Below are 24,787 nucleotides of genomic sequence, written 5' to 3'. Positions count from 1 at the left end.
CAGCGAAGCGTTACAGTCGACCCAGATCATTGACCAGAGCAAGCAACATCACCCCGATCACCAAACTGATACCGATCTGTATCCCCCAACCTTGCACCCGATCCGACAAGGGACGACCACGCGCCCACTCGATCAGATAAAACAACAAATGCCCCCCATCCAGTACTGGAATAGGCAGCAAATTCAGAACACCCAGGCTAATACTCAGATAAGCAAGGAAATTCAGGAAATCAGCAACACCCGACTGGGCCGAAGCGCCCGCCACTTTAGCAATGGTTATCGGTCCACTCAAGTTTTTTACCGAGAGCTCACCGAACAACATTTTCTTCAGTGAATCAAGGGTCAGCACACTCATGGTCCAGGTGCGTCGAGCCCCCTCGCCAATCGCTGCCAACGGCCCGTAACTGATTTCGCGGATCATCTCCGGTGGCCAATCGACAGCCTTCACCCCAGCCCCCAGGTAACCGCTGGGTGACTTGCTCTCGCCGCGAGCGGCCAGCGTCACCGGGACGTCGATTTGAGCACCGTCACGCTCGATCCGCAGCATGATTTTGGTATCAGGATGCATACGCACGGTATCGACGACCTGCTGCCAGTCGTCCAGCGTACGACCATCGAGCGCCAGCAACCGGTCGCCGGTCTTCAGGCCGGCAGCCTGAGCCGGCCCCTTTGGATCGATTTCGGCCAGCACAGGCGGCAACGCCGGACGCCACGGGCGAATCCCCAACGAATGGATAGGGTCTGGCTCGTTAGCCCCTTTGAGCCATTTATCCAGCGCAAGTTCACGAGGAGAATCGGTCGTGGAGCCTTGTTCGCGAACCATTATCTGCAACGAGCCGGTTTCGCCCAGGCGACGAACCAGTTGCAGATTCACCGCCGCCCAGCCGGAGGTCGCTTCGCCATCAATGGCCACGATCTCCTCGCCCGGGTTCAATCCCGCCTTGGCCGCGATACTGCCGGACTCGACTGCGCCGATGACCGGACGCACCTGCTCGCTGCCGAGCATTGCCAATCCCCAGAAGAAAACCAATGCGAGGAGGAAGTTGGCAATCGGCCCTGCCGCTACGATGGCAATGCGCTGACGAACGGATTTGCGATTGAAGGCCTGATCAAGCTGATCGAGCGGCACTTCGCCCTCACGCTCGTCGAGCATTTTCACGTAGCCGCCCAACGGGATGGCTGCAACGACAAATTCGGTGCCTTGCCTGTCGTGCCAGCGCAGCAACGGCATGCCGAAGCCAACGGAGAAGCGCAGCACTTTGACCCCACAGCGACGCGCGACCCAAAAATGGCCGAACTCGTGGAAGGTAACCAGCACACCCAGAGCGACCAGGGTGCCGACAATCATATAGAGCGCGCTCATCTACTTTCTCCGCAAACCTGTCCGCTGCTGCCTGGGTCAACCATCCGCAGCATTTACCGCCCGTGACGACTCAACCATTGTCCGGCCAGCAATCGCGCCTTCGCGTCTGCCGTGAACACTGCTTCGAGATCATCCACTGCCACTACGGGCTCAAGATTCAGTACTTCCTCGATGATACTCGCGATTTCCGGATATCGAACCCGCTCGTCGAGAAATGCCGCCACTGCCACTTCATTCGCTGCATTAAGCATCGCCGGCGCGCTGTTACCCGCCTCGGCCGCCTGACGGGCCAGGCGCAAACAAGGGAAACGTTCTTCATCCGGCGCCTCGAAGTCCAGGCGTGCAATGGCAAACAGATCCAGCGGTGCCACACCCGAGTCGATCCGCTCCGGCCAGGCCAGGGCATTGGCGATCGGCGTGCGCATGTCCGGATTACCCAGTTGCGCCAGAACAGAACCGTCGACATAGTCGACCAGCGAATGGATCACGCTTTGCGGATGAATCACCACCTCGACCTGCGATGGCCGGGCATCGAACAGCCAGCAGGCTTCGATCAGCTCAAGCCCCTTGTTCATCATGCTGGCCGAGTCAACGGAGATTTTTCGCCCCATGGACCAGTTCGGGTGCGCACACGCCTGGTCTGGTGAAACATGCGCCAACTCAGCCATTGGCGTCTGCCGGAACGGACCGCCGGAAGCCGTCAGCAAGATCCGACGTACGCCGACCGCCTCAAGGCCACGGGCATAATCGAGCGGCATGCACTGGAAAATCGCGTTGTGCTCGCTATCGATCGGCAGCAACACCGAGCCACTCTTGCGCACCGCCTGCATAAACAGCGCGCCGGACATGACCAGCGCTTCCTTGTTGGCCAGGAGGATCTTTTTGCCAACTTCGACTGCCGCCAGTGTCGGGCGCAATCCCGCTGCACCGACGATAGCCGCCATGACCGTATCGACTTCCGGATCGGATGCGATCTGACACAAGCCTTTCTCACCCACCAGAACACGGGTCGAAAGACCCGCCGCGCGCAAATCATCCTGCAAGGTGCGGGCAGCAGCGACCTCAGGCACGACAGCGAACCGCGGGACATGGCGCACGCAGAGCGCCAGCAACTCACTCAAGCGAGTGAAGCCACTCAAGGCAAAGACCTGATAACGATCGGGATGGCGAGCGATGACGTCTAGCGTACTCAGGCCAATCGAGCCGGTCGCACCCAGAACGGTAATCTGTTGCGGGCGGCTCATGGGGCTGCCATCCACAACAGTACGGCGAATACCGGAATAGCTGCCGTCAGGCTGTCGATACGATCCAGCACACCACCGTGCCCCGGAAGCAGACTGCTACTGTCCTTGATCCCGGACTGGCGCTTGAACATGCTTTCAGTGAGATCGCCCACCACCGAAATGAACACTATCAGCGCGGCACCGATCAGCCCTTTGAACAGCTCGGCCACCGTCCAGTCGCGCACCAGACCAACGAATGTGGTAATGACCAGACTCAGCGCCAGACCACCGTACACGCCCTCCCAGCTTTTGCCCGGGCTGACCTGCGGTGCGAGCTTGCGCTTGCCGAAAGCACGACCGGAGAAGTAGGCACCAATATCGGCACCCCAGACCAACACCATCACTGCCAGGATCAGCAAGTTACCCAGCGGGTATTGCTTTATCTGCACCAGACCTTGCCACGCTGGCAGGAGAATCAACACGCCGATCACCAACTTGGTCGCCGCATTGGACCAATGCTCGCTTGAACGCGGATAGGTCAGCACCAGATACGTCGCCACCGCCCACCACAATACCGAAGCGCCCAATACCCAAGGCGCGAGGCCGGGCAGGATGTACATGAGGAACAGCATCAAAGCGACCACAGCGGCATAACCGACACGGAACGCTTGACCGGCGAAACCCGCCAGACGCGCCCATTCCCAGGCACCAAGGGTTACGACCAGCCCGATGAACAGTGCAAAACCGGAACCTTCGAGCAGGAAAAACCCGCACAGGGCAATCGGCAGCAGGATCAGTGCGGTGATGATTCGTTGTTTAAGCATTAAACCCGGGCTCCAGCCTCGACCTGCTCGCTCGTTTTACCGAAGCGGCGCTGGCGTGAAGCGAAATCGGCCAGCGCATTGCGCATGGCATCGTGTTTGAAGTCCGGCCAGAACAGGTCGGAGAAATACAACTCGGCATAGGCCAGCTGCCAGAGCAGGAAGTTGCTGATGCGGTGCTCGCCACCGGTACGAATACACAGGTCCGGCAACGGCAGGTCACCCGTGACCAGACAGGTCTGCAACAGATCAGGCGTGATGTCCTCCGGACGCAGGTGCCCGGCCTGAACCTCTCGCGCCAGTCGTTGCGCAGCTTGCGCGATATCCCACTGACCGCCGTAATTGGCGGCGATCTGCAGGATAAAACGATTGGCGCCAGCCGTCATGGCCTCGGCCTCGCGCATGGCGGCCTGCAACTCCGGATGAAAGCGCGAGCGGTCACCGATGATGCGCAGGCTGATTTTGTTGTCGTTGAGGCGCTTGGCCTCACGACGTAGCGCCTTGAAGAACAGCTCCATCAAGGCGCTGACCTCATCGGCCGGACGCTGCCAGTTCTCGCTGGAAAAGGCGAACAGGGTCAGCACTTCGACCTTGGCCTCGGCACAGACCTCAATGACCGCACGTACCGCATCCACCCCCGCTTTATGCCCGGCGACACCCGGCATAAAGCGTTTTTTCGCCCAGCGATTGTTACCATCCATGATGATCGCGACATGGCGCGGCACCGCGGGCGGTGCAGTCTGCTTGATCTTATCCATGAAAACGCGACCCTTATACGGCCATCAGGTCTTTTTCTTTCTCTGCCAGCTTCGCGTCGATTTCAGCCACGAACTTCTTGGTCAGGTCGTCAATCTCGCCGGTGGCGCGACGCTCTTCGTCTTCACTGATCTCTTTTTCCTTGACCAGGTCTTTCAACGAACTGTTGGCATCGCGACGGATGTTGCGCACGGCAACACGAGCGTCTTCAGCCACGTCACGGGCCTGCTTGGTGAAACCGCGGCGGGTTTCTTCGGTCAGGGCCGGCATGCTGATCAACAGCAACTCACCGAGGTTGGTCGGGTTCAAGTTCAGGCCTGCACTGCCGATAGCCTTGTCGACTGCGCCGAGCATGTTGCGCTCGAAGGCAACGACTTGCAGGGTACGGGCGTCCTTGACGGTGATGTTGGCCACTTGCTTGATCGGAGTGTCAGCACCGTAGTACGGCACCATCACGCCTTCCAGGATGCTTGGGTGCGCCTGGCCGGTACGGATGCGGCCGAAGTTGTGCGACAGGGACTCCACAGACTTCTGCATGCGCTCTTTAGCGTCTTTCTTGATTTCGTTGATCATTGTTCGCCTTCCTCGATCAGGGTTCCTTCAGCGCCGCCATGCACGATGTTCAGCAGGGCGCCGGGCTTGTTCATGTTAAATACGCGTAGCGGCATCTTGTGGTCGCGGCACAGGCAAATGGCCGTCAGATCCATCACACCCAGCTTGCGATCCAGCACTTCATCGTAGGTCAGATGATCGAACTTCTCGGCATGCGGGTCTTTGAATGGGTCAGCGGTGTAGACGCCATCGACCTTGGTCGCCTTGAGCACGACATCGGCATCGATTTCGATTGCACGCAGGCAGGCCGCCGAATCCGTCGTAAAGAACGGGTTGCCGGTACCGGCAGCGAAAATCACCACATCCTTGGAGTTCAAGTGGCGCATGGCCTTGCGGCGATCATAGTGATCGGTCACGCCAACCATGGAAATAGCGGACATCACGATGGCCGAGATGTTGGCGCGCTCAAGGGCGTCGCGCATGGCCAGGGCGTTCATCACAGTGGCCAGCATGCCCATGTGGTCGCCGGTGACCCGGTCCATGCCAGCCTTGCTCAGCGCTTCACCGCGGAACAGGTTGCCACCGCCGATAACCAGACCGACCTGAACACCGATGCCGACCAGTTGGCCAACTTCCAATGCCATGCGATCCAGAACTTTCGGGTCGATCCCGAACTCCTCTGAGCCCATCAGGGCCTCGCCGCTAAGCTTGAGTAGAATGCGTTTATAGCGAGCCTGATAACCACTGCCCTGCTGAGCCATTGCGAATCTCTCCTGCGGCGTATTTTAAAAATTCTTTGCGAGCTGTTTACAGCTGGCCGTTCAATCTAGCTTGGCGCTGCTTCAGCGCCATCGGAACATGGCTTTGTAAGCCAGTTCCGAAAGGAAACCAATTAAAAATTGGTGCCCCATCTGAAAAGAGGCTGCGCGCGTGAGCGGGCAGCCTCTTCTGGGCGACAGTTAAAAACCGTCTTATTGCTTGGCGGCAGCCAGCTGGGCAGCAACTTCTTCGGCGAAGTTGTCCACTGGCTTCTCGATGCCTTCGCCGACTTTGAAGTAGGTGAAGGAAACGATTTCAGCGCCGGCTTTCTTGGCCAGGGCACCCACGGTGAGCTCCGGGTTCATCACGAAAGCTTGCTCAACCAGGCTGGCTTCAGCCAGGAACTTGGTGATACGGCCGGCAATCATCTTCTCGACGATTTCAGCAGGCTTGCCTTTCATCTTGTCTTCGTTCAGCTGCAGGAATACAGCCTTCTCGCGCTCGATGGCTTCGGCAGAAACCTGCGATGGCAGCAGGAACTCAGGGTTGCTTGCAGCCACGTGCATGGCGATCTCTTTGGCCAGCTGAACATCACCGCCCTTGAGAACAACAGCAACACCGATCTTGTTACCGTGCAGGTAGGTGCCGACAACGTCACCCTCTACGCGTACCAGACGACGAATGTTGACGTTCTCGCCAACCTTGGCCACCAGGGCTTCACGAGCCGATTCCTGAGCGGCGATCAGCGGAGCTGCGTCGGTCAGTTTTTCGGCGAAGGCTTTTTCTACGCTGGCAGCAACGAAGTTCTTGAAGTCGTCTTGCAGGGCCAGGAAGTCGGTCTGCGAGTTCACTTCCAGCAGTACGGCGGACTTGTCGTCGGCCTTGATGGCGATAGCGCCTTCAGCGGCAACGTTGCCGGCTTTCTTGGCAGCCTTGATGGCGCCCGAAGCACGCATGTCATCAATGGCTTTCTCGATGTCGCCGCCAGCCTTGGTCAAGGCCTTTTTGCAATCCATCATGCCTTCGCCGGTACGCTCGCGCAGTTCTTTGACCAACGCTGCAGTAATCTCTGCCATTTCAAAATCCTCTTGGATAGGTTTTCAACCATTCCACCCGATCGAACGGGCGATCAATTCTTCCCGAACCACCCTTGTTAACTGCCGCACGTTACAGATAGAGCAGTGGGCGCCGACAAATGGTTTTCGAGGTGGCAAAAAGGGGGCCAAGCCCCCTTTTTGCTTACTGAGTCAACGCCAAGGCGTCAATTACTCAGCTGCTGCTACCGGAGCTTCGTCAACGAATACTTCGGTGCCGCCGGCAACGTTGTTGCGACCGCGGATTACAGCGTCAGCCATCGAACCCATGTACAGCTGGATAGCGCGGATTGCGTCATCGTTGCCTGGGATGATGTAGTCAACGCCTTCCGGGCTGCTGTTGGTATCGACTACGCCGATAACCGGGATGCCCAGCTTGTTGGCTTCGGTGATCGCGATGCGCTCGTGATCAACGTCGATAACGAACAGAGCGTCTGGCAGACCGCCCATGTCCTTGATACCACCCAGGGAACGATCCAGCTTTTCCAGGTCACGAGTGCGCATCAGCGCTTCTTTCTTGGTCAGCTTGGCGAAAGTACCGTCTTCGGCTTGAACTTCAAGGTCACGCAGACGCTTGATGGAAGCACGGATGGTTTTGAAGTTGGTCAGCATGCCGCCCAACCAGCGGTGATCGACGTACGGCGAACCGCAACGTGCTGCTTCTTCAGCAACGATCTTGCCAGCGGAACGCTTGGTGCCGACGAACAGAATCTTGTTTTTGCCCTGGGCCAGACGCTCTACGAAAGTCAGAGCTTCGTTGAACATTGGCAGGGTTTTTTCAAGGTTGATGATGTGGATCTTGTTACGCGCGCCGAAAATGTACTTGCCCATTTTCGGGTTCCAGTAACGGGTCTGGTGACCGAAGTGCACACCGGCCTTCAGCATATCGCGCATGTTGACTTGGGACATGATAGTTCCTTAATAAGTCGGGTTTGGCCTCCACGTATCCCAATGACCAACCAGCAGCATCAGCTGAAGGCACCCAGGTCATCGTGTCGACACGTGTGTGGATTTAGGCTTTTCGGGACATCCCCGGAAAGCGGCGCATTTTATACCACAAGGCAGGGCAAAACGGAACCCGGATTCTGAAATCCTGGCGAGCGCGTTGCTCCGTTCCTTGGAATCCGCCAAGAATGCACCATTCTATAAAGAGAAGCGATGCACACAGGCGCAGATTTGCGCTGATCGTCTGGTAGAATCGCATTTTTCAGGGCCGCGAAGATCGATCGCGCAACGCCCTTTCCGTTTAGACAGCGCCATCGAGCGCAGAGAGAGCCTGTATGACCGTCACCCTCAAAACCCCCGAGGATATCGCCAAAATGCGTATCGCCGGCAAACTGGCCGCCGATGTGCTGGAAATGATTGCCGAATATGTCAAGCCGGGCGTTACCACCGATCAACTGAACCAGATCTGCCACGACTATATCGTCAATGAGCAGAAAGCCATCCCTGCCCCGCTCAACTACAAGGGCTATCCAAAGTCGATCTGCACGTCGATCAACCATGTGGTCTGCCACGGCATCCCGAACGACAAGCCGCTGAAAGATGGCGACACCCTGAACATCGACGTCACCGTCATCAAGGACGGCTACCACGGCGACACCAGCCGCATGTTCCACGTCGGCACCGTGCCGGTCTGGGCCGAGCGCCTGTCCCAGGTGACCCAGGAATGCATGTACAAGGCGATTGAAATCGTCAAGCCCGGCTGCCGCCTGGGCGACATCGGCGAAATCATCCAGAAGCACGCCGAAAAGAACGGATTCTCGGTAGTTCGCGAATTCTGCGGCCACGGCATCGGCAAGGTGTTCCACGAAGAGCCGCAGATCCTGCACTACGGCCGCGCTGGCACCGGCATGGAACTCAAGGCCGGCATGACCTTCACCATCGAGCCGATGATCAACCAGGGCAAGGCCGACACCAAGGTGCTGGGCGACGGCTGGACCGCAATCACCAAGGACCGCAAGCTCTCGGCACAGTGGGAACACACCCTGCTGGTGACCGAAACCGGTTACGAGATCTTCACCCTGCGCAGCGATGACACCATCCCTCGCGTTTCGGCCTGATCCCGTTACCGTACATCGCCTATAGAAAGGAAAGCCAATCGATGCCGCAGGTGGATCCCGAACTCTTCGATCGCGGCCAGTTCCAGGCTGAACTGGCCCTGAAGGCAAGCCCGATCGCTGCTTTCAAGAAGGCGATCCGCCAGGCCCGCGAAGTGCTTGACGAGCGTTTTCGCAGCGGACGGGACATTCGGCGGCTGATCGAGGATCGCGCCTGGTTTGTCGATAACATCCTGCAAAAGGCCTGGAACCAGTTCAGCTTGAGTTCCGAAGCCGGCATTGCACTGGTCGCGGTCGGTGGCTATGGCCGCGGTGAGTTGCACCCCTATTCCGATATCGACTTGCTGATCCTGCTGGACAGCGCCGACCACGAAGTTTTCCGCGATTCCATAGAGCGTTTTCTGACGCTGTTGTGGGACATCGGCCTGGAGGTCGGTCAGAGCGTTCGCTCGGTCGACGAGTGTGCCGTCGAGGCCCGCGCCGACCTGACGGTTGTCACCAACCTGATGGAAAGCCGCACCATCGCCGGCCCCGAGCATTTGCGCCAGCGCATGCTGGACGTCACCAGCACCGCGCATATGTGGCCGAGCAAGGACTTCTTCCTGGCCAAGCGTGCCGAACAAAAGGCCCGCCACCACAAGTACAACGACACCGAATACAACCTGGAACCCAACGTCAAAGGCTCACCCGGCGGCTTGCGGGATATCCAGACAATTCTCTGGGTGGCCCGTCGCGAGTACGGCACCCTGAACCTGCGGGCACTGGCTGGCGAAGGATTCCTGGTCGAGAGTGAAAACGCCCTGCTCGCTTCTTCCCAGGAGTTCCTGTGGAAGGTTCGCTACGCCCTGCACATGCTCGCCGGTCGTGCCGAAGACCGCCTGCTGTTCGATCACCAGCGCACCATTGCCGGGCTGTTGGGCTTCAAGGGCGACGACGCCAAGCAAGCCGTCGAAAATTTCATGCAGCAGTATTACCGGGTGGTGATGAGCATCGCCCAGCTCAGCGACCTGATCATCCAGCACTTCGAGGAAGTCATCCTCGCGCCGGAAGACGAAGCGCCGCCACAACCGATCAACTCGCGCTTCCAGTTGCATGACGGCTATATCGAAGCACGCAACAACAATGTCTTGCGCCGTACGCCATTCGCCATGCTCGAAATCTTCGTGCTGATGGCCCAGCAGCCGGAAATCAAGGGTGTGCGCGCCGACACCATTCGTCTGCTGCGGGAAAACCGTCATCTGATCGACGACGACTTTCGCAACGATATCCGCAACACCAGCCTGTTCATCGAGCTGTTCAAGTGCAAGATCGGCATCCACCGCAACCTGCGGCGAATGAACCGTTACGGCATCCTTGGGCGTTACCTGCCCGAATTCGGCTTTATCGTCGGGCAGATGCAACATGACCTGTTCCACATCTATACGGTCGATGCCCACACCCTGAACCTGATCAAGCACCTGCGTAAGTTGCAGTACACCAAGGTGTCGGAAAAATTCCCGCTGGCCAGCAAGCTCATGGGCAAGCTACCCAAGCCCGAGCTGATTTACATGGCCGGCCTGTACCACGACATCGGCAAAGGCCGGCATGGCGATCACTCGGACATCGGCGCCGTGGATGCCGAGGCCTTTTGCCAGCGTCATCAACTGCCCATGTGGGACAGTCGCCTGATCGTGTGGCTGGTGCAAAACCACCTTGTGATGTCGACAACCGCCCAGCGCAAGGACCTGTCCGACCCGCAGGTGATCCACGATTTCGCACAGATCGTCGGCGACGAAACCCGCCTCGACTACCTGTATGTGCTGACCGTCGCCGACATCAACGCCACCAACCCGACGTTGTGGAACTCCTGGCGCGCCAGCCTGCTGCGCCAGCTCTACACAGAGACCAAGCGCGCCCTGCGTCGCGGCCTGGAGAACCCAGTGGATCGCGAAGAGCAGATCCGCCAGACCCAGAGCGCCGCCCTGGATATCCTGGTGCGCGGCGGCACCGACCCGGACGATGTCGAGCAACTGTGGGCACAATTGGGTGATGACTATTTCCTGCGTCACACTGCCGGCGACGTGGCCTGGCACAGCGACGCGATCCTCCAGCAACCAACCGACGGCGGGCCGCTGGTACTGATCAAGGAAACCACCCAGCGCGAGTTCGAAGGCGGTACACAGATCTTCATCTACGCCCCTGACCAGCACGACTTCTTTGCCGTGACCGTGGCCGCGATGGACCAGCTCAACCTGAACATTCACGACGCCCGGGTCATCACCTCCAGCAGCCAGTTCACCCTCGACACCTATATCGTGCTCGACACCGACGGCGACTCGATTGGCGATAACCCGGCACGGATCAAGCAAATCCGCGACGGCCTGACCGAAGCCCTGCGCAACCCGGACGACTACCCGACCATCATCCAGCGCCGGGTGCCCCGTCAGCTCAAGCATTTCGCCTTTGCGCCACAGGTGACGATCCACAACGATGCCCTGCGGCAGGTGACGGTGCTGGAACTCACGGCGCCTGACCGCCCGGGCCTGTTGGCACGGATTGGGACGATTTTCCTGGAGTTCGATCTGTCACTGCAGAACGCCAAGATCGCCACCCTCGGCGAGCGTGTGGAAGACGTGTTCTTCATCACCGACGCCAGCAATCACCCGTTGTCCGACCCGCTGCTGTGCAGCCGCCTGCAGGATGCGATCGTCGAACAACTGAGCGTCAACCAGGAACCGGATATCAAACTGTCGCGTATCAGCATCTGACTTAACAACGACCCGCCCTTATGTAGGAGCGAGCTTGCTCGCGATGAACTCAAATACGCCCCGTGATCCTGGCAAGAACACGTTATCGTTGACGACCATCGCGAGCAAGCTCGCTCCTACAGGGGCCTGCGTCCACCGAACGAGATTTATCGATGAACAACGCTCTGACCCAGCTGCAGCCCTACCCGTTCGAGAAACTCCGCGCCCTGCTCGGCAGCGTCACGCCGAACCCGGACAAACGCCCGATCGCCTTGTCCATCGGCGAACCGAAACACCGCTCGCCGAGCTTTGTCGCCGAAGCCCTGGCCAGCAACCTGGATCAGATGGCGGTGTACCCGACCACCCTCGGCATTCCAGCCCTGCGTGAAGCCATCGCGGCATGGTGCGAGCGGCGCTTCGACGTCCCCAAAGGCTGGATCGACCCGGCGCGCAATGTGCTGCCGGTCAACGGCACCCGCGAAGCGCTATTCGCCTTCACCCAGACCGTGGTCAACCGTGGCGATGACGCACTGGTGGTCAGCCCGAACCCGTTCTACCAGATCTACGAAGGCGCGGCGTTCCTCGCCGGGGCCAAGCCGCATTACCTGCCGTGCCTGGACGAAAACGGCTTCAACCCGGATTTCGACGCCGTGTCGCCGGACATCTGGAAGCGCTGCCAGATCCTGTTCCTGTGCTCGCCAGGCAACCCGACCGGTGCATTGATTCCGCTGGAAACCCTGAAAAAGCTGATCGCACTGGCCGACGAACATGACTTCGTGATCGCCGCCGATGAGTGCTATAGCGAACTCTACTTCGACGAGCAAACCCCGCCACCAGGCCTGCTAAGCGCCTGCGCAGAACTGGGCCGCAAGGATTTCAAGCGCTGCGTGGTGTTCCACAGCCTGTCCAAGCGTTCGAACCTGCCAGGCCTGCGTTCGGGTTTTGTCGCCGGTGACGCCGACATCCTCAAGGGCTTCCTGCTCTATCGCACCTACCACGGCTGCGCGATGCCGGTTCAGACGCAACTGGCCAGTGTTGCCGCGTGGAATGACGAAGTGCATGTGCGCGCCAACCGTGCGTTGTACCGCGAGAAGTTCGACGCGGTACTGGACATCCTCAGCCCGGTACTGGACGTACAGCGTCCGGATGGCAGCTTCTACCTGTGGCCGAATGTGGCGGGTGACGACGCAGCGTTCTGCCGCGACCTGTTCGAACAAGAGCACGTGACCGTGGTGCCGGGCTCTTACCTGTCGCGTGATGTCGACGGCGTCAATCCGGGGGCCGGGCGTGTACGCATGGCATTGGTTGCGCCATTGGCGGAGTGTGTTGAAGCCGCCGAGCGGATTCGCGATTGCATCCAGCGCCGCAAATAACCCTCCCCATCCGGTGGCGGCCAGGTTTACTTCACCTGGCCCAGCTTGGCCTCACTCAAGTCCAGCTCACCCAGCACTTCACGCAACACGTCATCACCAATCTGGTGCTGACGACTGAGGCTATACAACTCCAGGCGCTGCGCCCGCAGCGCCTTCACGCGCAAACGCCGCTCCAGCAAGTCCATCTGAAAGGCCAGGGCCTGGGCTTCAGCGGAATCGTTGAACACCTCCAACTGGTGTCGGTACTCCGACATGATCCGCGCCTTGAGCTCGGCGGCCAGCGCGGATTGGGCGGCGTCCTGCGGGTTGACCTCTTCTATCTCAAGCGCATGAATGGCCGCTACGGCGGTCTTGCGCCAGGCGTCGCGCACTTCATTACGCCGCTTGTCGTCCGGGCTGGCTTCGATGCCACGCAACAACAGTGGCAGCGCGATGCAGGCAGCAATCAACGACAGCAGAATCACCCCGGCAGCAATAAAGATCAGCAAATCCCGCTCGGGAAATGCGTCGCCTCCCATGAGCATCGGCACCGACATCACACCCGCCAGCGTCACGGCCCCGCGCACACCGCCAACGGTCAGCAACCAACAGGATCGTGCTGTCGGCACCCGGGTCACTTCACCCTTGCCGCGCAGGCGCCGCAGCAACACCGACAGACGCCAAATGCTTTGCACCCAGACGAAGCGCAAGGCCAGCAGCACCAGGAAAATCGCCAGCACATCCAGCCCGCGATACAGCAACGTCGGCCACAGCGAGGTTTCGTGACTGGCGACGGCCTTGATGATGTCCGGCAACTGCAGGCCCAACAGCAGGAAAATCAAGCCATTGAAGGCGAACTCCAGCAATGACCAGACGCTGCGATTGAGCAAGCGGGTATTGGTCTGGCGCGGCAGCAGATCGAGCCAGCTCTGCATCATCCCCGCCGCCACCGCCGACAGGATGCCTGACACTTCCATGCGCTCGGCCAGCACGTAGGCGGCAAACGGCAGCAGCAACATGAACACCACGTGCGTCGCCGGATCATCCCAGCCGCGCGCGATCATCCACGCGCGCAGACGGCCGACCAACCAGCTCAAGGCCACCCCGACGGCCAGACCACCAATGGCGACCAGCATGAAAGTCAGGCTGGCATTGGCCAGCGAGAACACGCCAGTCACCGCTGCCGCCAGCGCAAACTTGAACGTCACCAGGCCTGAGGCATCGTTCATCAGTGCCTCACCCTGCAAGATGTGCATCAAGGGTGTGGGCAGTCTATTGCGGGAAATGGCCGACACCGCTACCGCATCTGTCGGCGACAGCACGGCCGCCAGGGCAAACGCCACCGGCAACGGCACACCGGGCAGCAGCCAGTGAATGAAATACCCGGCGCCGACCACGGTAAACAGCACCAGCCCCACCGCAAGCGTCAGGATCGGTCCGCGCAAATGCCAGAGTTCGCGTTTGGGCATGCGCCAACCGTCGGAGAACAACAGCGGCGGCAGGAACAGAAACAGGAACAGTTCGGGATCAAGGGCCACATGCAAACCCAGCGTCGGCCACGCGAGCAAGGCCCCTGCGGCGATTTGCACCAACGGCAGCGGCAACGGAATCACCCGTCCGATCAGGCGCGAAACGCCGACCAGCATCAACAGGATCAGGACGGTGTAAGCGGTTTGCATAAAGCTTGGTTCCCGGACAGTCGACAGCATTGAAGTGCCATATTAGCCGCTTAGACTGCATGGCGGCCCTTGCACCAATGTCGCACACGGAAACGCCGCACCCTCTGTAGGAGCGAGCCTGCTCGCGATGGTCGTTAACGATGACGCTGTATGCCTGACACCCCGCGGCGCTCTCAGGTTCATCGCGAGCGGGCTCGCTCCTACAAAGGTTTGATGGCATGGCACACATACAAACCCGACCACGGCCGCCGCGAAACCGTCCGGTCATGGCATAATCCGTCACCTTTTATTTACGGCACCTGCAAAGGGGGCAATTCCTTGACCGTTTCAAGCAAAACGTTGCACCTTTTCGGCATCAAGGCCTGCGACACCATGAAAAAGGCGCGCACCTGGCTCGATGAACACGCTGTCAGTTATGACTTTCATGATTACAAAGCGGTCGGTATCGACCGTGAACACCTGACCCAATGGTGCAACGAGCACGGCTGGGAAGTGGTGTTGAACCGTGCAGGCACGACCTTTCGCAAGCTCGACGACGAACGCAAAGCCGATCTCGACCAGACGAAAGCCATCGAACTGATGCTCGCACAACCCTCGATGATCAAGCGCCCGGTGCTTGATCTCGGTGACCGAACCCTGATTGGCTTCAAGCCAGATATCTACGCGGCCGCGCTCAAGTAAGCAGCCCGTTTCAATTTGCTAGAGGTATCAACATGTCTACTACCCTGTTCAGCCTGGCCTTTGGTGTCGGCACTCAAAACCGTCAAGGCGCATGGCTGGAAGTGTTCTACGCCCAGCCGCTGCTCAATCCGTCCGCCGAACTGGTCGCCGCTGTTGCGCCGATTCTCGGTTACAGCGAAGGCAACCAGGCCATCACCTTCACCACCGCACAGGCCGCGCAACTGGCTGAAGCCGTGAAAGGCATCGACGCGGTACAAGGCAAGCTGCTGACCCGCCTGGCCGAGAGCCACAAGCCGCTGGTTGCCACCTTGCTGGCGGAAGACGCCCAGTTGTCGTCCACCCCGGAGGCGTACCTCAAGCTGCACCTGCTGAGCCATCGCCTGGTCAAGCCACACGGCCTGAACCTGGCCGGGATCTTCCCGCTGCTGCCGAACGTGGCCTGGACCAGCCAGGGCGCCATCGACCTGAGCGAACTGGCCGAGCTGCAACTCGAAGCCCGCCTGCGCGGCGAGCTGCTGGAAGTGTTCTCGGTGGACAAGTTCCCGAAAATGACCGACTACGTGGTTCCGGCCGGCGTACGTATCGCTGACGCTGCGCGTCTGCGTCTGGGCGCTTATGTGGGCGAAGGCACCACCGTGATGCACGAAGGCTTCATCAACTTCAACGCTGGCACCGAAGGCCCGGGCATGATCGAAGGCCGCGTATCCGCTGGCGTATTCGTCGGCAAGGGTTCGGACCTGGGCGGCGGTTGCTCGACCATGGGCACCCTGTCGGGCGGCGGCAATATCGTGATCAAGGTTGGCGAAGGCTGCCTGATCGGCGCCAACGCCGGTATCGGTATCCCGTTGGGCGACCGCAACACCGTCGAGTCGGGCCTGTACGTGACCGCTGGCACCAAAGTGGCGCTGCTGGACGAAAACAATCAGCTGGTCAAAGTGGTCAAGGCCCGTGAACTGGCCGGCCAGCCGGACCTGCTGTTCCGTCGCAATTCGGAAACCGGTGCCGTGGAATGCAAAACCCACAAATCGGCCATCGAACTGAACGAAGCGCTGCACGCTCACAACTAAGCCACACGACCACCCGCACCCCTGTAGGAGCGAGCTTGCTCGCTCCTACAGGGGGCAGGCGTACAGGCGAACAACATGATGATTCTCTCTCCCTGGCGCGCCGACTTCCCGGCCATCGCCGCCCTGCAACGGCAAGGCCAGACCTATCTGGACAACGCCGCCACCACGCAAAAACCTCAAGCCCTGCTGGATGCCCTGGCGCATTACTACGCCAACGGCGCGGCCAACGTGCATCGGGCGCAACATTTGCCCGGCGCTCACGCCACCCAGGCGTTCGAGGACAGCCGCCGCAAAGTCGCGCAATGGCTCAATACGGGCGATTGCGGTCAGATCATCTTTACCCACGGCGCGACGTCCGCGCTGAATCTGCTGGCCTACGGCCTGGAACATCTTTTCAATCCGGGCGACGAGATTGTCATCAGCGCCCTGGAGCATCACGCCAACCTGTTGCCGTGGCAGCAACTGGCGCGCCGGCGCGACCTGAAACTGGTGATCCTGCCACTGAATGCCGACGGTGTGATCAACCTTGAAGCCGCAGCCGGCCTGATCGGCTCGCGCACCCGGCTGTTGGCGGTCAGTCAACTGTCCAACGTGATCGGCGCGTGGCAGCCACTGCCGCAATTGCTGGCGCTGGCCAAGGCGCACAATGCACTGACCGTGATCGACGGCGCCCAGGGCGTGGTCCATGGCCGCCACGACGTGCAAGCGCTGGGTTGCGATTTTTATGTGTTCTCCAGCCACAAGCTCTACGGCCCCGATGGCCTGGGCGTGCTGTTCGGGCGCAATACAGCGCTGCAACAGCTGCGTCCCTGGCAGTTCGGTGGCGAAATGGTGCTGGATGCCAATTATCACGACGCACGCTTTCGCCCGGCACCGCTGGGTTTCGAGGCCGGGACGCCGCCGATTGCCAGTGTGATCGGCCTCGGAGCGACCCTCGATTACCTCGCCGGGCTCGATCAGGACGCCGTGGCCGCCCATGAAGCGGCGCTGCATGCCTGCCTGCTCAAAGGCCTTGAGGCACGCAACGGCATTCGCCTGCTGGCCAGGCCGCAAGTGGCACTGGCCAGTTTTACCGTCGAGGGTGTGCATAACTCCGATCTCGCGCATTTGCTGACTGAACAAGGGATCGCCGTGCGCGCCGGTCATCACTGTGCCATGCCGCTGCTCAAACGCTTCGAACTGGCCGGGGCGATTCGGGTGTCGTTGGCGCTGTACAACGATTCCGAAGACCTCGAACGGTTCTTTGTAGCCCTGGATCAGGCGCTGGAGTTGCTGCGATGAGCTTGCCTGCCGATGCCGTGACGGCGCTCGACACCTTTCAGAAAGCTGCCGGTTGGGAACAGCGCGCCCGCCTGCTGATGCAATGGGGCGAGCGTCTGCCAGCGTTGAGTGATGCGCAGATGTGCGACGCCAACCGGGTGCACGGCTGTGAAAGCCAGGTGTGGCTGGTGGGCGAACTGCGCGACGGCCATTGGCAGTTCAGCGCCAACAGTGATGCACGCTTGATTCGTGGCTTGGTGGCGTTGCTACTGGCGCGGGTCAACGGGTTGTCGACGCTTGAGTTGCAGCAGGTGGACCTGGCGGACTGGTTCAATCAGTTGGGGTTAGGGCGGCAGTTATCCGAATCCCGCAGCAATGGCTTGAATGCGGTGCTTCAGCGGATGCGGGAGTTGGCTGGCTAATCGCTTTCGCGAGCAGGCTCGCTCCCACAAGGGAACGCATTCCAATGTGGGAGCGAGCCTGCTCGCGAAGAGGCCCTCAGCAGCACTCAAGCCTCAGGTTTGATACGATCCGCCGGCCGCCGCACGCCCGCCACGATCTTGTCCACAGCCTTGGTCGCCGCGACCATGCCAAAAGTCGCCGTCACCATCATCACTGCGCCAAAACCGCCCGCGCAGTCGAGCTTCACGCCATCACCGACAAAACTCTTCTGCAGGCAAATGCTGCCGTCCGGCTTCGGGTAACGCAGTTGCTCGGTGGAAAACACGCACGGCACGCTGTAGTGGCGGGTCACGGTGCGGGAGAAACCGTAGTCGCGGCGTAGCGTAGAGCGTACTTTCGACGCCAGCGGGTCGTTGAATGTGCGATTGAGGTCGCAGACCTGGATCAACGTCGGGTCGATCTGCCCGCCCGCGCCGCCAGTGGTGATGATCTGGATCTTGCGTCGCTTGCACCAGGCGATCAGCGCAGCCTTGGCGTTGACGCTGTCGATGCAGTCGATCACGCAGTCGATGTTCGGCGTGATGTACTGGGCCATGGTGTCGCGGGTAACGAAGTCCGGTACCGCATGTACCGTACAGTCCGGGTTGATCCCGCGCAGACGCTCGGCCATCACCTCGACCTTGGGCTTGCCGACCGTGCTGTCCAGCGCATGCAGTTGGCGATTGACGTTGCTGACGCAGACGTCGTCCAGGTCGAACAGCGAAATCTCGCCCACGCCACAACGGGCCATGGCTTCCGCCGCCCAGGAACCGACACCACCGACGCCAACAATCGCCACATGGGCCGCACGCAGGCGTTCAAGGCCTTCGATGCCATACAAACGGGCGATGCCTGCAAACCGCGGATCTTCTGTACTCATGACCATTACCCCAAAAACCGGCGCGCATTATAAAGGGTGTCCTGCCTCACAAACACTGTTCCTTTTTGACGGCGTCTGTTGCCGTCATGCTGCGTTGCCGCTCCTCGCCTGACGACAACAGCCACTCGTCAAAAGAGGAACGTGTCTGCGAGGCAGGGCACCTACACAACGACAAGTTTTAACTTTCAAGCAGCAAGTGTAAGAACTTATGTGAAAGCCAATTGCCCAACGTCAGGCATTTCCCTGTCTGCTGTACGGTCAGGGAAGGCCCGGTGTAGGATGCGCGCCCCTTGGCGGTAGCCAACCGTTCCTTCGTTCCACAGCCTTTGGAACCAGAAATAACCATGTCATCGCGTAAATTTGGACTCAACCTGGTCGTGGTGCTCGCCATCGCTGCCTTGTTTACCGGCTTCTGGGCGCTGATCAATCGCCCGGTCACCGCCCCCAACTGGCCGGAGCAGATCTCCGGTTTCTCCTACTCACCGTTCCAGCAAGGACAATTCCCACAGAAGGAACAGTATCCGACCGACGATGAGATGCGTCGCGACCTGGAAATCATGAGCAAGCTGACGGACAACATCCGCATCTACTCGGTCGATGGCTCTCTGCAAGACATCCCGAAACTGGCGGAAGAGTTCGGCTTGCGGGTGACCCTGGGGATCTGGATCAGCCCGGACCAGGAACGCAACGAACGGGAAATCACCCGCGCCATCGAAATCGCCAACTCCTCACGCAGCGTGGTTCGTGTGGTGGTCGGCAACGAAGCGATCTTCCGCAAGGAAATTACCGCCCAGGAACTCAGCGTCATGCTCGATCGCGTGCGCGCCGCCGTGAAAGTGCCGGTGACCACCTCCGAGCAGTGGCACGTCTGGGAAGAACACCCGGAACTGGCCAAACACGTCGACCTGATCGCCGCGCACATCCTGCCTTACTGGGAGTTCATCCCTGTGGATAAAGCGCAGCAGTTCGTTCTGGACCGCGCCCGCGACCTGAAAAAGATGTTCCCGAAAAAGCCGCTGCTGCTGTCCGAAGTGGGCTGGCCGAGCAACGGCCGCATGCGCGGTGGTGCCGATGCCTCACCGGCGGACCAGGCGATCTACCTGCGCACCCTGGTCAACAAACTCAACCGCCAGGGCTTCAACTACTTCGTGATCGAAGCGTTTGACCAACCGTGGAAAGCCAGTGACGAAGGTTCCGTCGGTGCCTACTGGGGCGTGTTCAACGCCGCACGCCAGCAGAAGTTCAATTTCGAAGGCCCGGTCGTGGCGATTCCGCAGTGGCGCGTATTGGCCATTGGTTCGGTGGTATTGGCGCTGTTGTCGCTGACCCTGCTGATGATCGACGGCTCGGCCCTGCGCCAGCGTGGCCGTACCTTCCTGACCTTCATCGCGTTCCTGTGCGGTTCGGTGCTGGTGTGGATCGGTTACGACTACAGCCAGCAATACAGCACCTGGTTCAGCCTGACGGTGGGCTTCTTGCTCGCCCTCGGTGCGCTCGGAGTGTTTATCGTGCTGCTGACCGAAGCCCACGAACTGGCTGAAGCGGTGTGGGTGCACAAGCGTCGTCGCGAATTCCTGCCGGTGGTGGGCGATTCCAGCTACCGCCCGAAAGTGTCGATTCACGTACCCTGCTACAACGAGCCGCCGGAGATGGTCAAACAGACCCTCAACGCCCTGGCCAACCTCGACTATCCGGACTTTGAAGTCCTGATCATCGACAACAACACCAAGGACCCGGCGGTCTGGGAACCGGTGCGTGACTACTGCGCAACCCTCGGCCCGCGCTTCAAGTTCTTCCACGTGGCACCGCTGGCCGGCTTCAAGGGCGGCGCACTGAACTACCTGATTCCGCACACCGCCAAGGATGCCGAAGTCATTGCCGTGATCGACTCGGACTACTGCGTCGACCGCAACTGGCTCAAGCACATGGTGCCGCACTTCGCCGACCCGAAAATCGCCGTGGTGCAGTCGCCGCAGGATTACCGCGACCAGAACGAAAGCACCTTCAAGAAGCTCTGCTACGCCGAATACAAAGGCTTCTTCCACATCGGCATGGTCACCCGCAACGACCGCGACGCGATCATCCAGCACGGCACCATGACCATGACCCGCCGTTCGGTGCTCGAGGAACTGGGCTGGGCCGACTGGTGCATCTGTGAAGACGCCGAGCTGGGCCTGCGGGTATTCGAGAAAGGCCTGTCGGCGGCGTATTACCACACCAGCTACGGCAAGGGCCTGATGCCCGATACCTTTATCGACTTCAAGAAACAGCGTTTCCGCTGGGCCTACGGTGCGATTCAGATCATCAAGCGTCATACCGCCGCCCTGCTGCGCGGCAAGGACACCGAGCTGACCCGTGGCCAGCGTTATCACTTCCTCGCGGGCTGGTTGCCGTGGGTGGCGGACGGCATGAACATCTTCTTCACCGTCGGCGCACTGTTGTGGTCGGCGGCGATGATCATCGTGCCGCAACGGGTCGATCCACCGCTGCTGATTTTCGCGATCCCGCCGTTGGCGCTGTTTGTGTTCAAGGTCGCCAAGATCATCTTCCTCTACCGTCGTGCGGTCGGGGTCAACCTCAAGGATGCCTTCTGCGCGGCACTGGCCGGTCTGGCGTTGTCCCATACCATCGCCAAAGCGGTGCTGTACGGTTTCTTCACCAGCAGCATTCCATTCTTCCGCACGCCGAAAAACGCCGATAACCACGGTTTCTGGGTAGCGATTTCGGAAGCCCGGGAAGAGATGTTCATCATGCTGCTGTTGTGGGGCGCGGCGCTGGGGATTTTCCTGGTGCAGGGCCTGCCGAGCAACGACATGCGCTTCTGGGTCACCATGCTGCTGGTGCAGTCGCTGCCGTACGTCGCGGCACTGATCATGGCGTTCCTGTCGTCGCTGCCGAAACCGGTCGCCGAGCCTGAAACGGCACCTGTCGTCTAAATCGCTGCGGATGCACTAAACGGCGGCCAATGGTCGCCGTTTTGCTTTAAGATAACCGCCATTTTGCGGGGCTTGGCGTGATACCCATCCCTGTGGGAGCGATCCTGCTCGCGATGGCAATGTAACAATCAGCCTTTATGTTGACTGACACACCGCCATCGCCAGCAGGCTGGCTCCCACATTGGCCCTTGCCCAATTTCAAGCTCCCGGAGTTTTCCATGACGGCCCAAGCCGACCTTTCGCCGACCCTCCAACTCGCCATCGACCTGATCCGCCGTCCGTCCGTGACGCCGATCGACGCCGATTGCCAGAAGCAGATGATGCAACGCCTGGGCGATGCCGGTTTCACCCTGGAACCGATGCGCATTGAAGATGTGGATAACTTCTGGGCCACCCACGGCCAGGACGACGGTCCGGTGCTGTGCTTCGCTGGCCACACCGACGTGGTCCCGACCGGCCCGGTGACAGCCTGGCAGATCGAACCGTTCAACGCGCTGATCGACGAACACGGCATGCTCTGCGGTCGTGGCGCCGCCGACATGAAAGGCAGCCTCGCGGCCATGACCGTCGCCTCCGAGCGCTTTGTCGCCGACTACCCGAACCACAAGGGCAAAGTCGCGTTCCTGATCACCAGCGACGAAGAAGGCCCGGCGCACCACGGCACCAAGGCGGTGGTCGAACGCCTCGCCGCGCGCAAGGAGCGCCTGGACTGGTGCATCGTCGGCGAACCGTCGAGCACCACCCTGGTGGGTGACGTGGTCAAGAATGGCCGTCGCGGCTCCCTCGGTGCCAAGCTGACCGTGCGCGGTGTACAAGGCCACGTGGCCTACCCGCACCTGGCGAAGAACCCGATCCACCTCGCTGCCCCGGCCCTGGCCGAACTGGCTGCCGAACACTGGGACCACGGCAACGATTTCTTCCCGCCAACCAGTTTCCAGATCTCCAACGTCAACTCCGGCACCGGTGCGACCAACGTGATCCCGGGTGACCTGGTGGCGGTGTTCAACTTCCGCTTCTCCACCGAGTCCACCGTCGAAGGCCTGCAAAAGCGTGTCGCCGACATCCTCGACAAGCATGGCCTGGACTGGCACGTCGACTGGGCCCTGTCCGGCCTGCCATTCCTCACCGAACCGGGCGCCCTGCTGGACGCGGTGTCGTCGAGCATCAAGGACATCACCGGTCGTGAAACCAAGGCGTCCACCAGCGGTGGCACCTCCGACGGCCGCTTCATCGCCACCATGGGCACCCAGGTGGTTGAACTGGGCCCGGTCAACGCGACCATCCACCAGGTCAACGAGCGCGTGTTGGCAGCGGATCTCGACGTGCTGACCGAGATCTACTACCAGACCCTGATCAAGTTGCTCGCCTGATGCTGGCGTGCCCGATCTGCAGTGAGCCGCTGAACGCGGTCGACAACGGCGTGGTCTGCCCCGCCGGGCATCGTTTCGACCGTGCGCGCCAGGGTTACTTGAACCTGTTGCCGGTGCAACACAAGAACAGCCGCGATCCCGGGGATAACCAGGCAATGGTCGAAGCCCGCCGCGACTTCCTGAACGCCGGGCACTATGCCCCGGTGGCCAGGCGTCTGGCGGAGCTGGCGGCAGGTTATGCGCCGGGACGCTGGGTCGATATCGGTTGTGGCGAGGGTTACTACACCGCGCAAATCGCCGAGGCCTTGCCGGATGCTGACGGCTACGCGCTGGATATCTCCCGCGAAGCGGTCAAGCGCGCCTGCAAACGCAACCCCAAGCTCACCTGGTTGATCGCCAGCATGGCGCGGGTGCCACTGGCTTCCGGCAGTTGCCAGTTCCTGGCGAGCGTCTTCAGCCCGCTGGATTGGGAAGAGGCCAAGCGCCTGCTCAGCGTCGGTGGCGGCCTGATGAAAGTCGGGCCGACCAGCGGCCACCTGATGGAACTGCGCGAGCGGCTGTACGACGAAGTGCGCGAATACACCGACGACAAGCATCTGGCCCTGGTGCCCGAAGGCATGGCGCTTGCGCACAGTGAAACCCTGGAATACAAACTGACGCTGGCAAGCGGTCAGGACCGGGCGAATCTGCTGGCCATGACGCCCCACGGCTGGCGCGCCAGTGCCGAACGCCGTGCTGCCGTCATCGAGCAGGCCGCGCCGTTCGAGGTCACCGTGTCGATGCGCTACGATTATTTCGTTCTGCAGTCGTAACCAGAGAGCAATTTCAATTTTTGGTCTTGGGCAATGGCTCAAGACCGGCTAAATCCGCGAATGGATTTTTCAGACCCGCAGTGAGGACATCCATGCGCCAGCCCGATATCGAGATTTACCTGAAAGACGCCGACGTCGACCACAAAGCCATTTCCACCTGGCTCGGTGCGGCTTTGGGTCCGTGCACGGATTGGGTCCAGAAGGGCCAGACCTACAAGTGCAAGGCCGGCAACGTGCCCGTGACCTGGCTGCCAAAAGCGGTCGGCAAATGGAACAGCCTGTACCTGGAAAGCGACCAGACCCCATGGGACGACGACATCGCCTGCGCCCGCGCAGCCTTTGCCGCGCTCAATGTCGAAGTGCGTTGCGCACCGGGTAGCTGGGTCGAGGAGGAAGGTGAGGAAACGGCAGACCGCTGGATTCGCATCAGCGCCGATGGTGAAGAAGAAATCACCTGGAAAACTGCCTGAAGCCTGAACACCGCCCCCTGTAGGAGCGAGCTTGCTCGCGATGGTCGTCAACGATAACGCGCCAATTCCGGGAAAGCGCGGCGTCCTTGAGTTCTTCGCGAGCTAGCTCGCTCCTACAGGGGTTTTTGGGTGAACTGAAGAGTGGGTTTACAACCCCACCACATCCTCAGCCTGCAAGCCCTTCTGCCCTTCCACCACCGCGTACTCGACCTGCTGGCCTTCGGTCAGCGAGCGGTGGCCTTCGCCACGAATCGCGCGGTAGTGCACGAACACGTCCACCCCGTCTTCGCGCTGAATGAAGCCGTAGCCCTTGGCATCGTTGAACCACTTCACGTTGCCGGTTTCGCGTGTTGCCATTTGTTCATACTCCCTTTTTATTATTGATCGGGCTTTTCGCAGGAAAGCCTCGGGAACATCAGCCTGCGCATACCGGTCCCATGAGGGCAACGGCGACAGAGCGCCGAGTATATGACAGACGCTAAAAC

General features: G+C 60.4%; 22 protein-coding genes. 11 read left to right on the top strand and 11 right to left on the bottom strand.

What is annotated here, in order from left to right:
* Positions 1 to 10: 10 nt before the first annotated feature.
* From rseP to rpsB, 8 genes are all read right to left on the bottom strand, one after another.
* Positions 11 to 1,363 (bottom strand): sigma E protease regulator RseP, encoded by a 1,353-nt coding sequence (gene rseP, locus ACEN8E_RS05275; protein ID WP_495591720.1) that lies wholly within the window; start codon positions 1,361 to 1,363, stop codon positions 11 to 13.
* A gap of 53 nt (positions 1,364 to 1,416) precedes the next feature.
* Positions 1,417 to 2,607, bottom strand: coding sequence for a 1-deoxy-D-xylulose-5-phosphate reductoisomerase (gene ispC, locus ACEN8E_RS05270; RefSeq protein WP_495591719.1), 1,191 nt, complete (start codon positions 2,605 to 2,607; stop codon positions 1,417 to 1,419).
* Positions 2,604 to 3,410, bottom strand: a complete 807-nt coding sequence (locus ACEN8E_RS05265) for a phosphatidate cytidylyltransferase (RefSeq protein ID WP_495591718.1) — start codon at positions 3,408 to 3,410, stop codon at positions 2,604 to 2,606. The genes ispC and ACEN8E_RS05265 overlap by 4 nt, the downstream gene beginning before the upstream one ends.
* The gene (gene uppS, locus ACEN8E_RS05260) at positions 3,410 to 4,165 is read right to left on the bottom strand and encodes a polyprenyl diphosphate synthase (protein ID WP_495591717.1); all 756 of its coding nucleotides are present in this window, start codon (positions 4,163 to 4,165) and stop codon (positions 3,410 to 3,412) included. Before uppS ends, ACEN8E_RS05265 begins: the two co-directional genes overlap by 1 nt.
* Positions 4,166 to 4,178: 13 nt before the next feature.
* Positions 4,179 to 4,736, bottom strand: coding sequence for a ribosome recycling factor (gene frr / locus ACEN8E_RS05255; protein ID WP_008019552.1), 558 nt, complete (start codon positions 4,734 to 4,736; stop codon positions 4,179 to 4,181).
* Positions 4,733 to 5,476 carry a UMP kinase gene (gene pyrH, locus ACEN8E_RS05250; protein ID WP_008000043.1) on the bottom strand — a complete coding sequence of 248 codons (744 nt, stop codon included), beginning with the start codon at positions 5,474 to 5,476 and terminating at the stop codon, positions 4,733 to 4,735. The genes frr and pyrH overlap by 4 nt, the downstream gene beginning before the upstream one ends.
* A gap of 210 nt (positions 5,477 to 5,686) precedes the next feature.
* Positions 5,687 to 6,550, bottom strand: coding sequence for a translation elongation factor Ts (gene tsf / locus ACEN8E_RS05245; RefSeq protein WP_008019553.1), 864 nt, complete (start codon positions 6,548 to 6,550; stop codon positions 5,687 to 5,689).
* A 189-nt stretch (positions 6,551 to 6,739) separates the two neighbouring features.
* Positions 6,740 to 7,477, bottom strand: coding sequence for a 30S ribosomal protein S2 (gene rpsB / locus ACEN8E_RS05240; RefSeq protein WP_008019554.1), 738 nt, complete (start codon positions 7,475 to 7,477; stop codon positions 6,740 to 6,742).
* Positions 7,478 to 7,848: 371 nt separating this feature from the next.
* Here rpsB and map point away from each other — a divergent pair, with 371 nt between their 5' ends.
* The 3 genes from map (at position 7,849) to dapC (ending at position 12,727) form a co-directional block, all read left to right on the top strand.
* On the top strand, positions 7,849 to 8,631 hold the full coding sequence (gene map, locus ACEN8E_RS05235) for a type I methionyl aminopeptidase (RefSeq protein WP_007990276.1): 783 nt from the start codon (positions 7,849 to 7,851) through the stop codon (positions 8,629 to 8,631).
* A 41-nt stretch (positions 8,632 to 8,672) separates the two neighbouring features.
* Positions 8,673 to 11,375 carry a [protein-PII] uridylyltransferase gene (locus tag ACEN8E_RS05230; protein WP_495591716.1) on the top strand — a complete coding sequence of 901 codons (2,703 nt, stop codon included), beginning with the start codon at positions 8,673 to 8,675 and terminating at the stop codon, positions 11,373 to 11,375.
* Between the two features lie 152 nt (positions 11,376 to 11,527).
* Positions 11,528 to 12,727, top strand: coding sequence for a succinyldiaminopimelate transaminase (gene dapC / locus ACEN8E_RS05225; RefSeq protein WP_495591715.1), 1,200 nt, complete (start codon positions 11,528 to 11,530; stop codon positions 12,725 to 12,727).
* A gap of 26 nt (positions 12,728 to 12,753) precedes the next feature.
* Here the strand turns inward: dapC and ACEN8E_RS05220 are convergent, their stop codons facing one another.
* On the bottom strand, positions 12,754 to 14,385 hold the full coding sequence (locus tag ACEN8E_RS05220; protein WP_495591714.1) for a Na+/H+ antiporter: 1,632 nt from the start codon (positions 14,383 to 14,385) through the stop codon (positions 12,754 to 12,756).
* A 318-nt stretch (positions 14,386 to 14,703) separates the two neighbouring features.
* Here ACEN8E_RS05220 and ACEN8E_RS05215 point away from each other — a divergent pair, with 318 nt between their 5' ends.
* The 4 genes from ACEN8E_RS05215 (at position 14,704) to ACEN8E_RS05200 (ending at position 17,815) form a co-directional block, all read left to right on the top strand.
* On the top strand, positions 14,704 to 15,066 hold the full coding sequence (locus ACEN8E_RS05215) for an ArsC family reductase (protein WP_008052792.1): 363 nt from the start codon (positions 14,704 to 14,706) through the stop codon (positions 15,064 to 15,066).
* Positions 15,067 to 15,098: 32 nt separating this feature from the next.
* Complete coding sequence (gene dapD, locus ACEN8E_RS05210) at positions 15,099 to 16,133, top strand: 2,3,4,5-tetrahydropyridine-2,6-dicarboxylate N-succinyltransferase (protein WP_495591713.1); 1,035 nt, start codon at positions 15,099 to 15,101, stop codon at positions 16,131 to 16,133.
* 75 nt (positions 16,134 to 16,208) lie between these two features.
* On the top strand, positions 16,209 to 17,414 hold the full coding sequence (locus ACEN8E_RS05205) for an aminotransferase class V-fold PLP-dependent enzyme (protein WP_495591712.1): 1,206 nt from the start codon (positions 16,209 to 16,211) through the stop codon (positions 17,412 to 17,414).
* A complete protein-coding gene (locus ACEN8E_RS05200) occupies positions 17,411 to 17,815 on the top strand; it encodes a SufE family protein (protein WP_495591711.1) in 405 nt (134 codons plus the stop codon). Before ACEN8E_RS05205 ends, ACEN8E_RS05200 begins: the two co-directional genes overlap by 4 nt.
* A gap of 86 nt (positions 17,816 to 17,901) precedes the next feature.
* Here the strand turns inward: ACEN8E_RS05200 and tcdA are convergent, their stop codons facing one another.
* Positions 17,902 to 18,720, bottom strand: a complete 819-nt coding sequence (gene tcdA / locus ACEN8E_RS05195; RefSeq protein WP_495591710.1) for a tRNA cyclic N6-threonylcarbamoyladenosine(37) synthase TcdA — start codon at positions 18,718 to 18,720, stop codon at positions 17,902 to 17,904.
* 338 nt (positions 18,721 to 19,058) lie between these two features.
* Between tcdA and ACEN8E_RS05190 the strand changes: the two genes are divergently transcribed.
* From ACEN8E_RS05190 to ACEN8E_RS05175, 4 genes are all read left to right on the top strand, one after another.
* A complete protein-coding gene (locus tag ACEN8E_RS05190; protein ID WP_495591709.1) occupies positions 19,059 to 21,650 on the top strand; it encodes a glycosyltransferase in 2,592 nt (863 codons plus the stop codon).
* Between the two features lie 218 nt (positions 21,651 to 21,868).
* On the top strand, positions 21,869 to 23,020 hold the full coding sequence (gene dapE, locus ACEN8E_RS05185) for a succinyl-diaminopimelate desuccinylase (protein WP_495591708.1): 1,152 nt from the start codon (positions 21,869 to 21,871) through the stop codon (positions 23,018 to 23,020).
* Positions 23,020 to 23,832: a putative RNA methyltransferase gene (locus ACEN8E_RS05180; protein ID WP_495591707.1), complete on the top strand. Its 813-nt coding sequence runs from the start codon at positions 23,020 to 23,022 to the stop codon at positions 23,830 to 23,832. The genes dapE and ACEN8E_RS05180 overlap by 1 nt, the downstream gene beginning before the upstream one ends.
* Positions 23,833 to 23,924: 92 nt before the next feature.
* Positions 23,925 to 24,302, top strand: coding sequence for a hypothetical protein (locus tag ACEN8E_RS05175; protein ID WP_008019569.1), 378 nt, complete (start codon positions 23,925 to 23,927; stop codon positions 24,300 to 24,302).
* A 147-nt stretch (positions 24,303 to 24,449) separates the two neighbouring features.
* Here the strand turns inward: ACEN8E_RS05175 and ACEN8E_RS05170 are convergent, their stop codons facing one another.
* A complete protein-coding gene (locus ACEN8E_RS05170) occupies positions 24,450 to 24,659 on the bottom strand; it encodes a cold shock domain-containing protein (RefSeq protein ID WP_007954750.1) in 210 nt (69 codons plus the stop codon).
* Between the last annotated feature and the right edge of the window lie 128 nt (positions 24,660 to 24,787).

This window comes from Pseudomonas sp. Pseusp9 (assembly GCF_059491265.1).
Note: the sequence above shows the minus strand (reverse complement) of the source record. Positions and strands in the feature narration are given on the sequence as shown.

What these genes read in the sequence shown, in the direction of transcription:
- rseP (WP_495591720.1), bottom strand. Translation starts at nt 1,363, where the DNA reads ATGAGCGCGCTCTATATGATTGTCGGCACCCTGGTCGCTCTGGGTGTG.
- ispC (WP_495591719.1), bottom strand. Translation starts at nt 2,607, where the DNA reads ATGAGCCGCCCGCAACAGATTACCGTTCTGGGTGCGACCGGCTCGATT.
- ACEN8E_RS05265 (WP_495591718.1), bottom strand. Translation starts at nt 3,410, where the DNA reads ATGCTTAAACAACGAATCATCACCGCACTGATCCTGCTGCCGATTGCC.
- uppS (WP_495591717.1), bottom strand. Translation starts at nt 4,165, where the DNA reads ATGGATAAGATCAAGCAGACTGCACCGCCCGCGGTGCCGCGCCATGTC.
- frr (WP_008019552.1), bottom strand. Translation starts at nt 4,736, where the DNA reads ATGATCAACGAAATCAAGAAAGACGCTAAAGAGCGCATGCAGAAGTCT.
- pyrH (WP_008000043.1), bottom strand. Translation starts at nt 5,476, where the DNA reads ATGGCTCAGCAGGGCAGTGGTTATCAGGCTCGCTATAAACGCATTCTA.
- tsf (WP_008019553.1), bottom strand. Translation starts at nt 6,550, where the DNA reads ATGGCAGAGATTACTGCAGCGTTGGTCAAAGAACTGCGCGAGCGTACC.
- rpsB (WP_008019554.1), bottom strand. Translation starts at nt 7,477, where the DNA reads ATGTCCCAAGTCAACATGCGCGATATGCTGAAGGCCGGTGTGCACTTC.
- map (WP_007990276.1), top strand. Translation starts at nt 7,849, where the DNA reads ATGACCGTCACCCTCAAAACCCCCGAGGATATCGCCAAAATGCGTATC.
- ACEN8E_RS05230 (WP_495591716.1), top strand. Translation starts at nt 8,673, where the DNA reads ATGCCGCAGGTGGATCCCGAACTCTTCGATCGCGGCCAGTTCCAGGCT.
- dapC (WP_495591715.1), top strand. Translation starts at nt 11,528, where the DNA reads ATGAACAACGCTCTGACCCAGCTGCAGCCCTACCCGTTCGAGAAACTC.
- ACEN8E_RS05220 (WP_495591714.1), bottom strand. Translation starts at nt 14,385, where the DNA reads ATGCAAACCGCTTACACCGTCCTGATCCTGTTGATGCTGGTCGGCGTT.
- dapD (WP_495591713.1), top strand. Translation starts at nt 15,099, where the DNA reads ATGTCTACTACCCTGTTCAGCCTGGCCTTTGGTGTCGGCACTCAAAAC.
- ACEN8E_RS05205 (WP_495591712.1), top strand. Translation starts at nt 16,209, where the DNA reads ATGATGATTCTCTCTCCCTGGCGCGCCGACTTCCCGGCCATCGCCGCC.
- ACEN8E_RS05200 (WP_495591711.1), top strand. Translation starts at nt 17,411, where the DNA reads ATGAGCTTGCCTGCCGATGCCGTGACGGCGCTCGACACCTTTCAGAAA.
- tcdA (WP_495591710.1), bottom strand. Translation starts at nt 18,720, where the DNA reads ATGGTCATGAGTACAGAAGATCCGCGGTTTGCAGGCATCGCCCGTTTG.
- ACEN8E_RS05190 (WP_495591709.1), top strand. Translation starts at nt 19,059, where the DNA reads ATGTCATCGCGTAAATTTGGACTCAACCTGGTCGTGGTGCTCGCCATC.
- dapE (WP_495591708.1), top strand. Translation starts at nt 21,869, where the DNA reads ATGACGGCCCAAGCCGACCTTTCGCCGACCCTCCAACTCGCCATCGAC.
- ACEN8E_RS05180 (WP_495591707.1), top strand. Translation starts at nt 23,020, where the DNA reads ATGCTGGCGTGCCCGATCTGCAGTGAGCCGCTGAACGCGGTCGACAAC.
- ACEN8E_RS05175 (WP_008019569.1), top strand. Translation starts at nt 23,925, where the DNA reads ATGCGCCAGCCCGATATCGAGATTTACCTGAAAGACGCCGACGTCGAC.
- ACEN8E_RS05170 (WP_007954750.1), bottom strand. Translation starts at nt 24,659, where the DNA reads ATGGCAACACGCGAAACCGGCAACGTGAAGTGGTTCAACGATGCCAAG.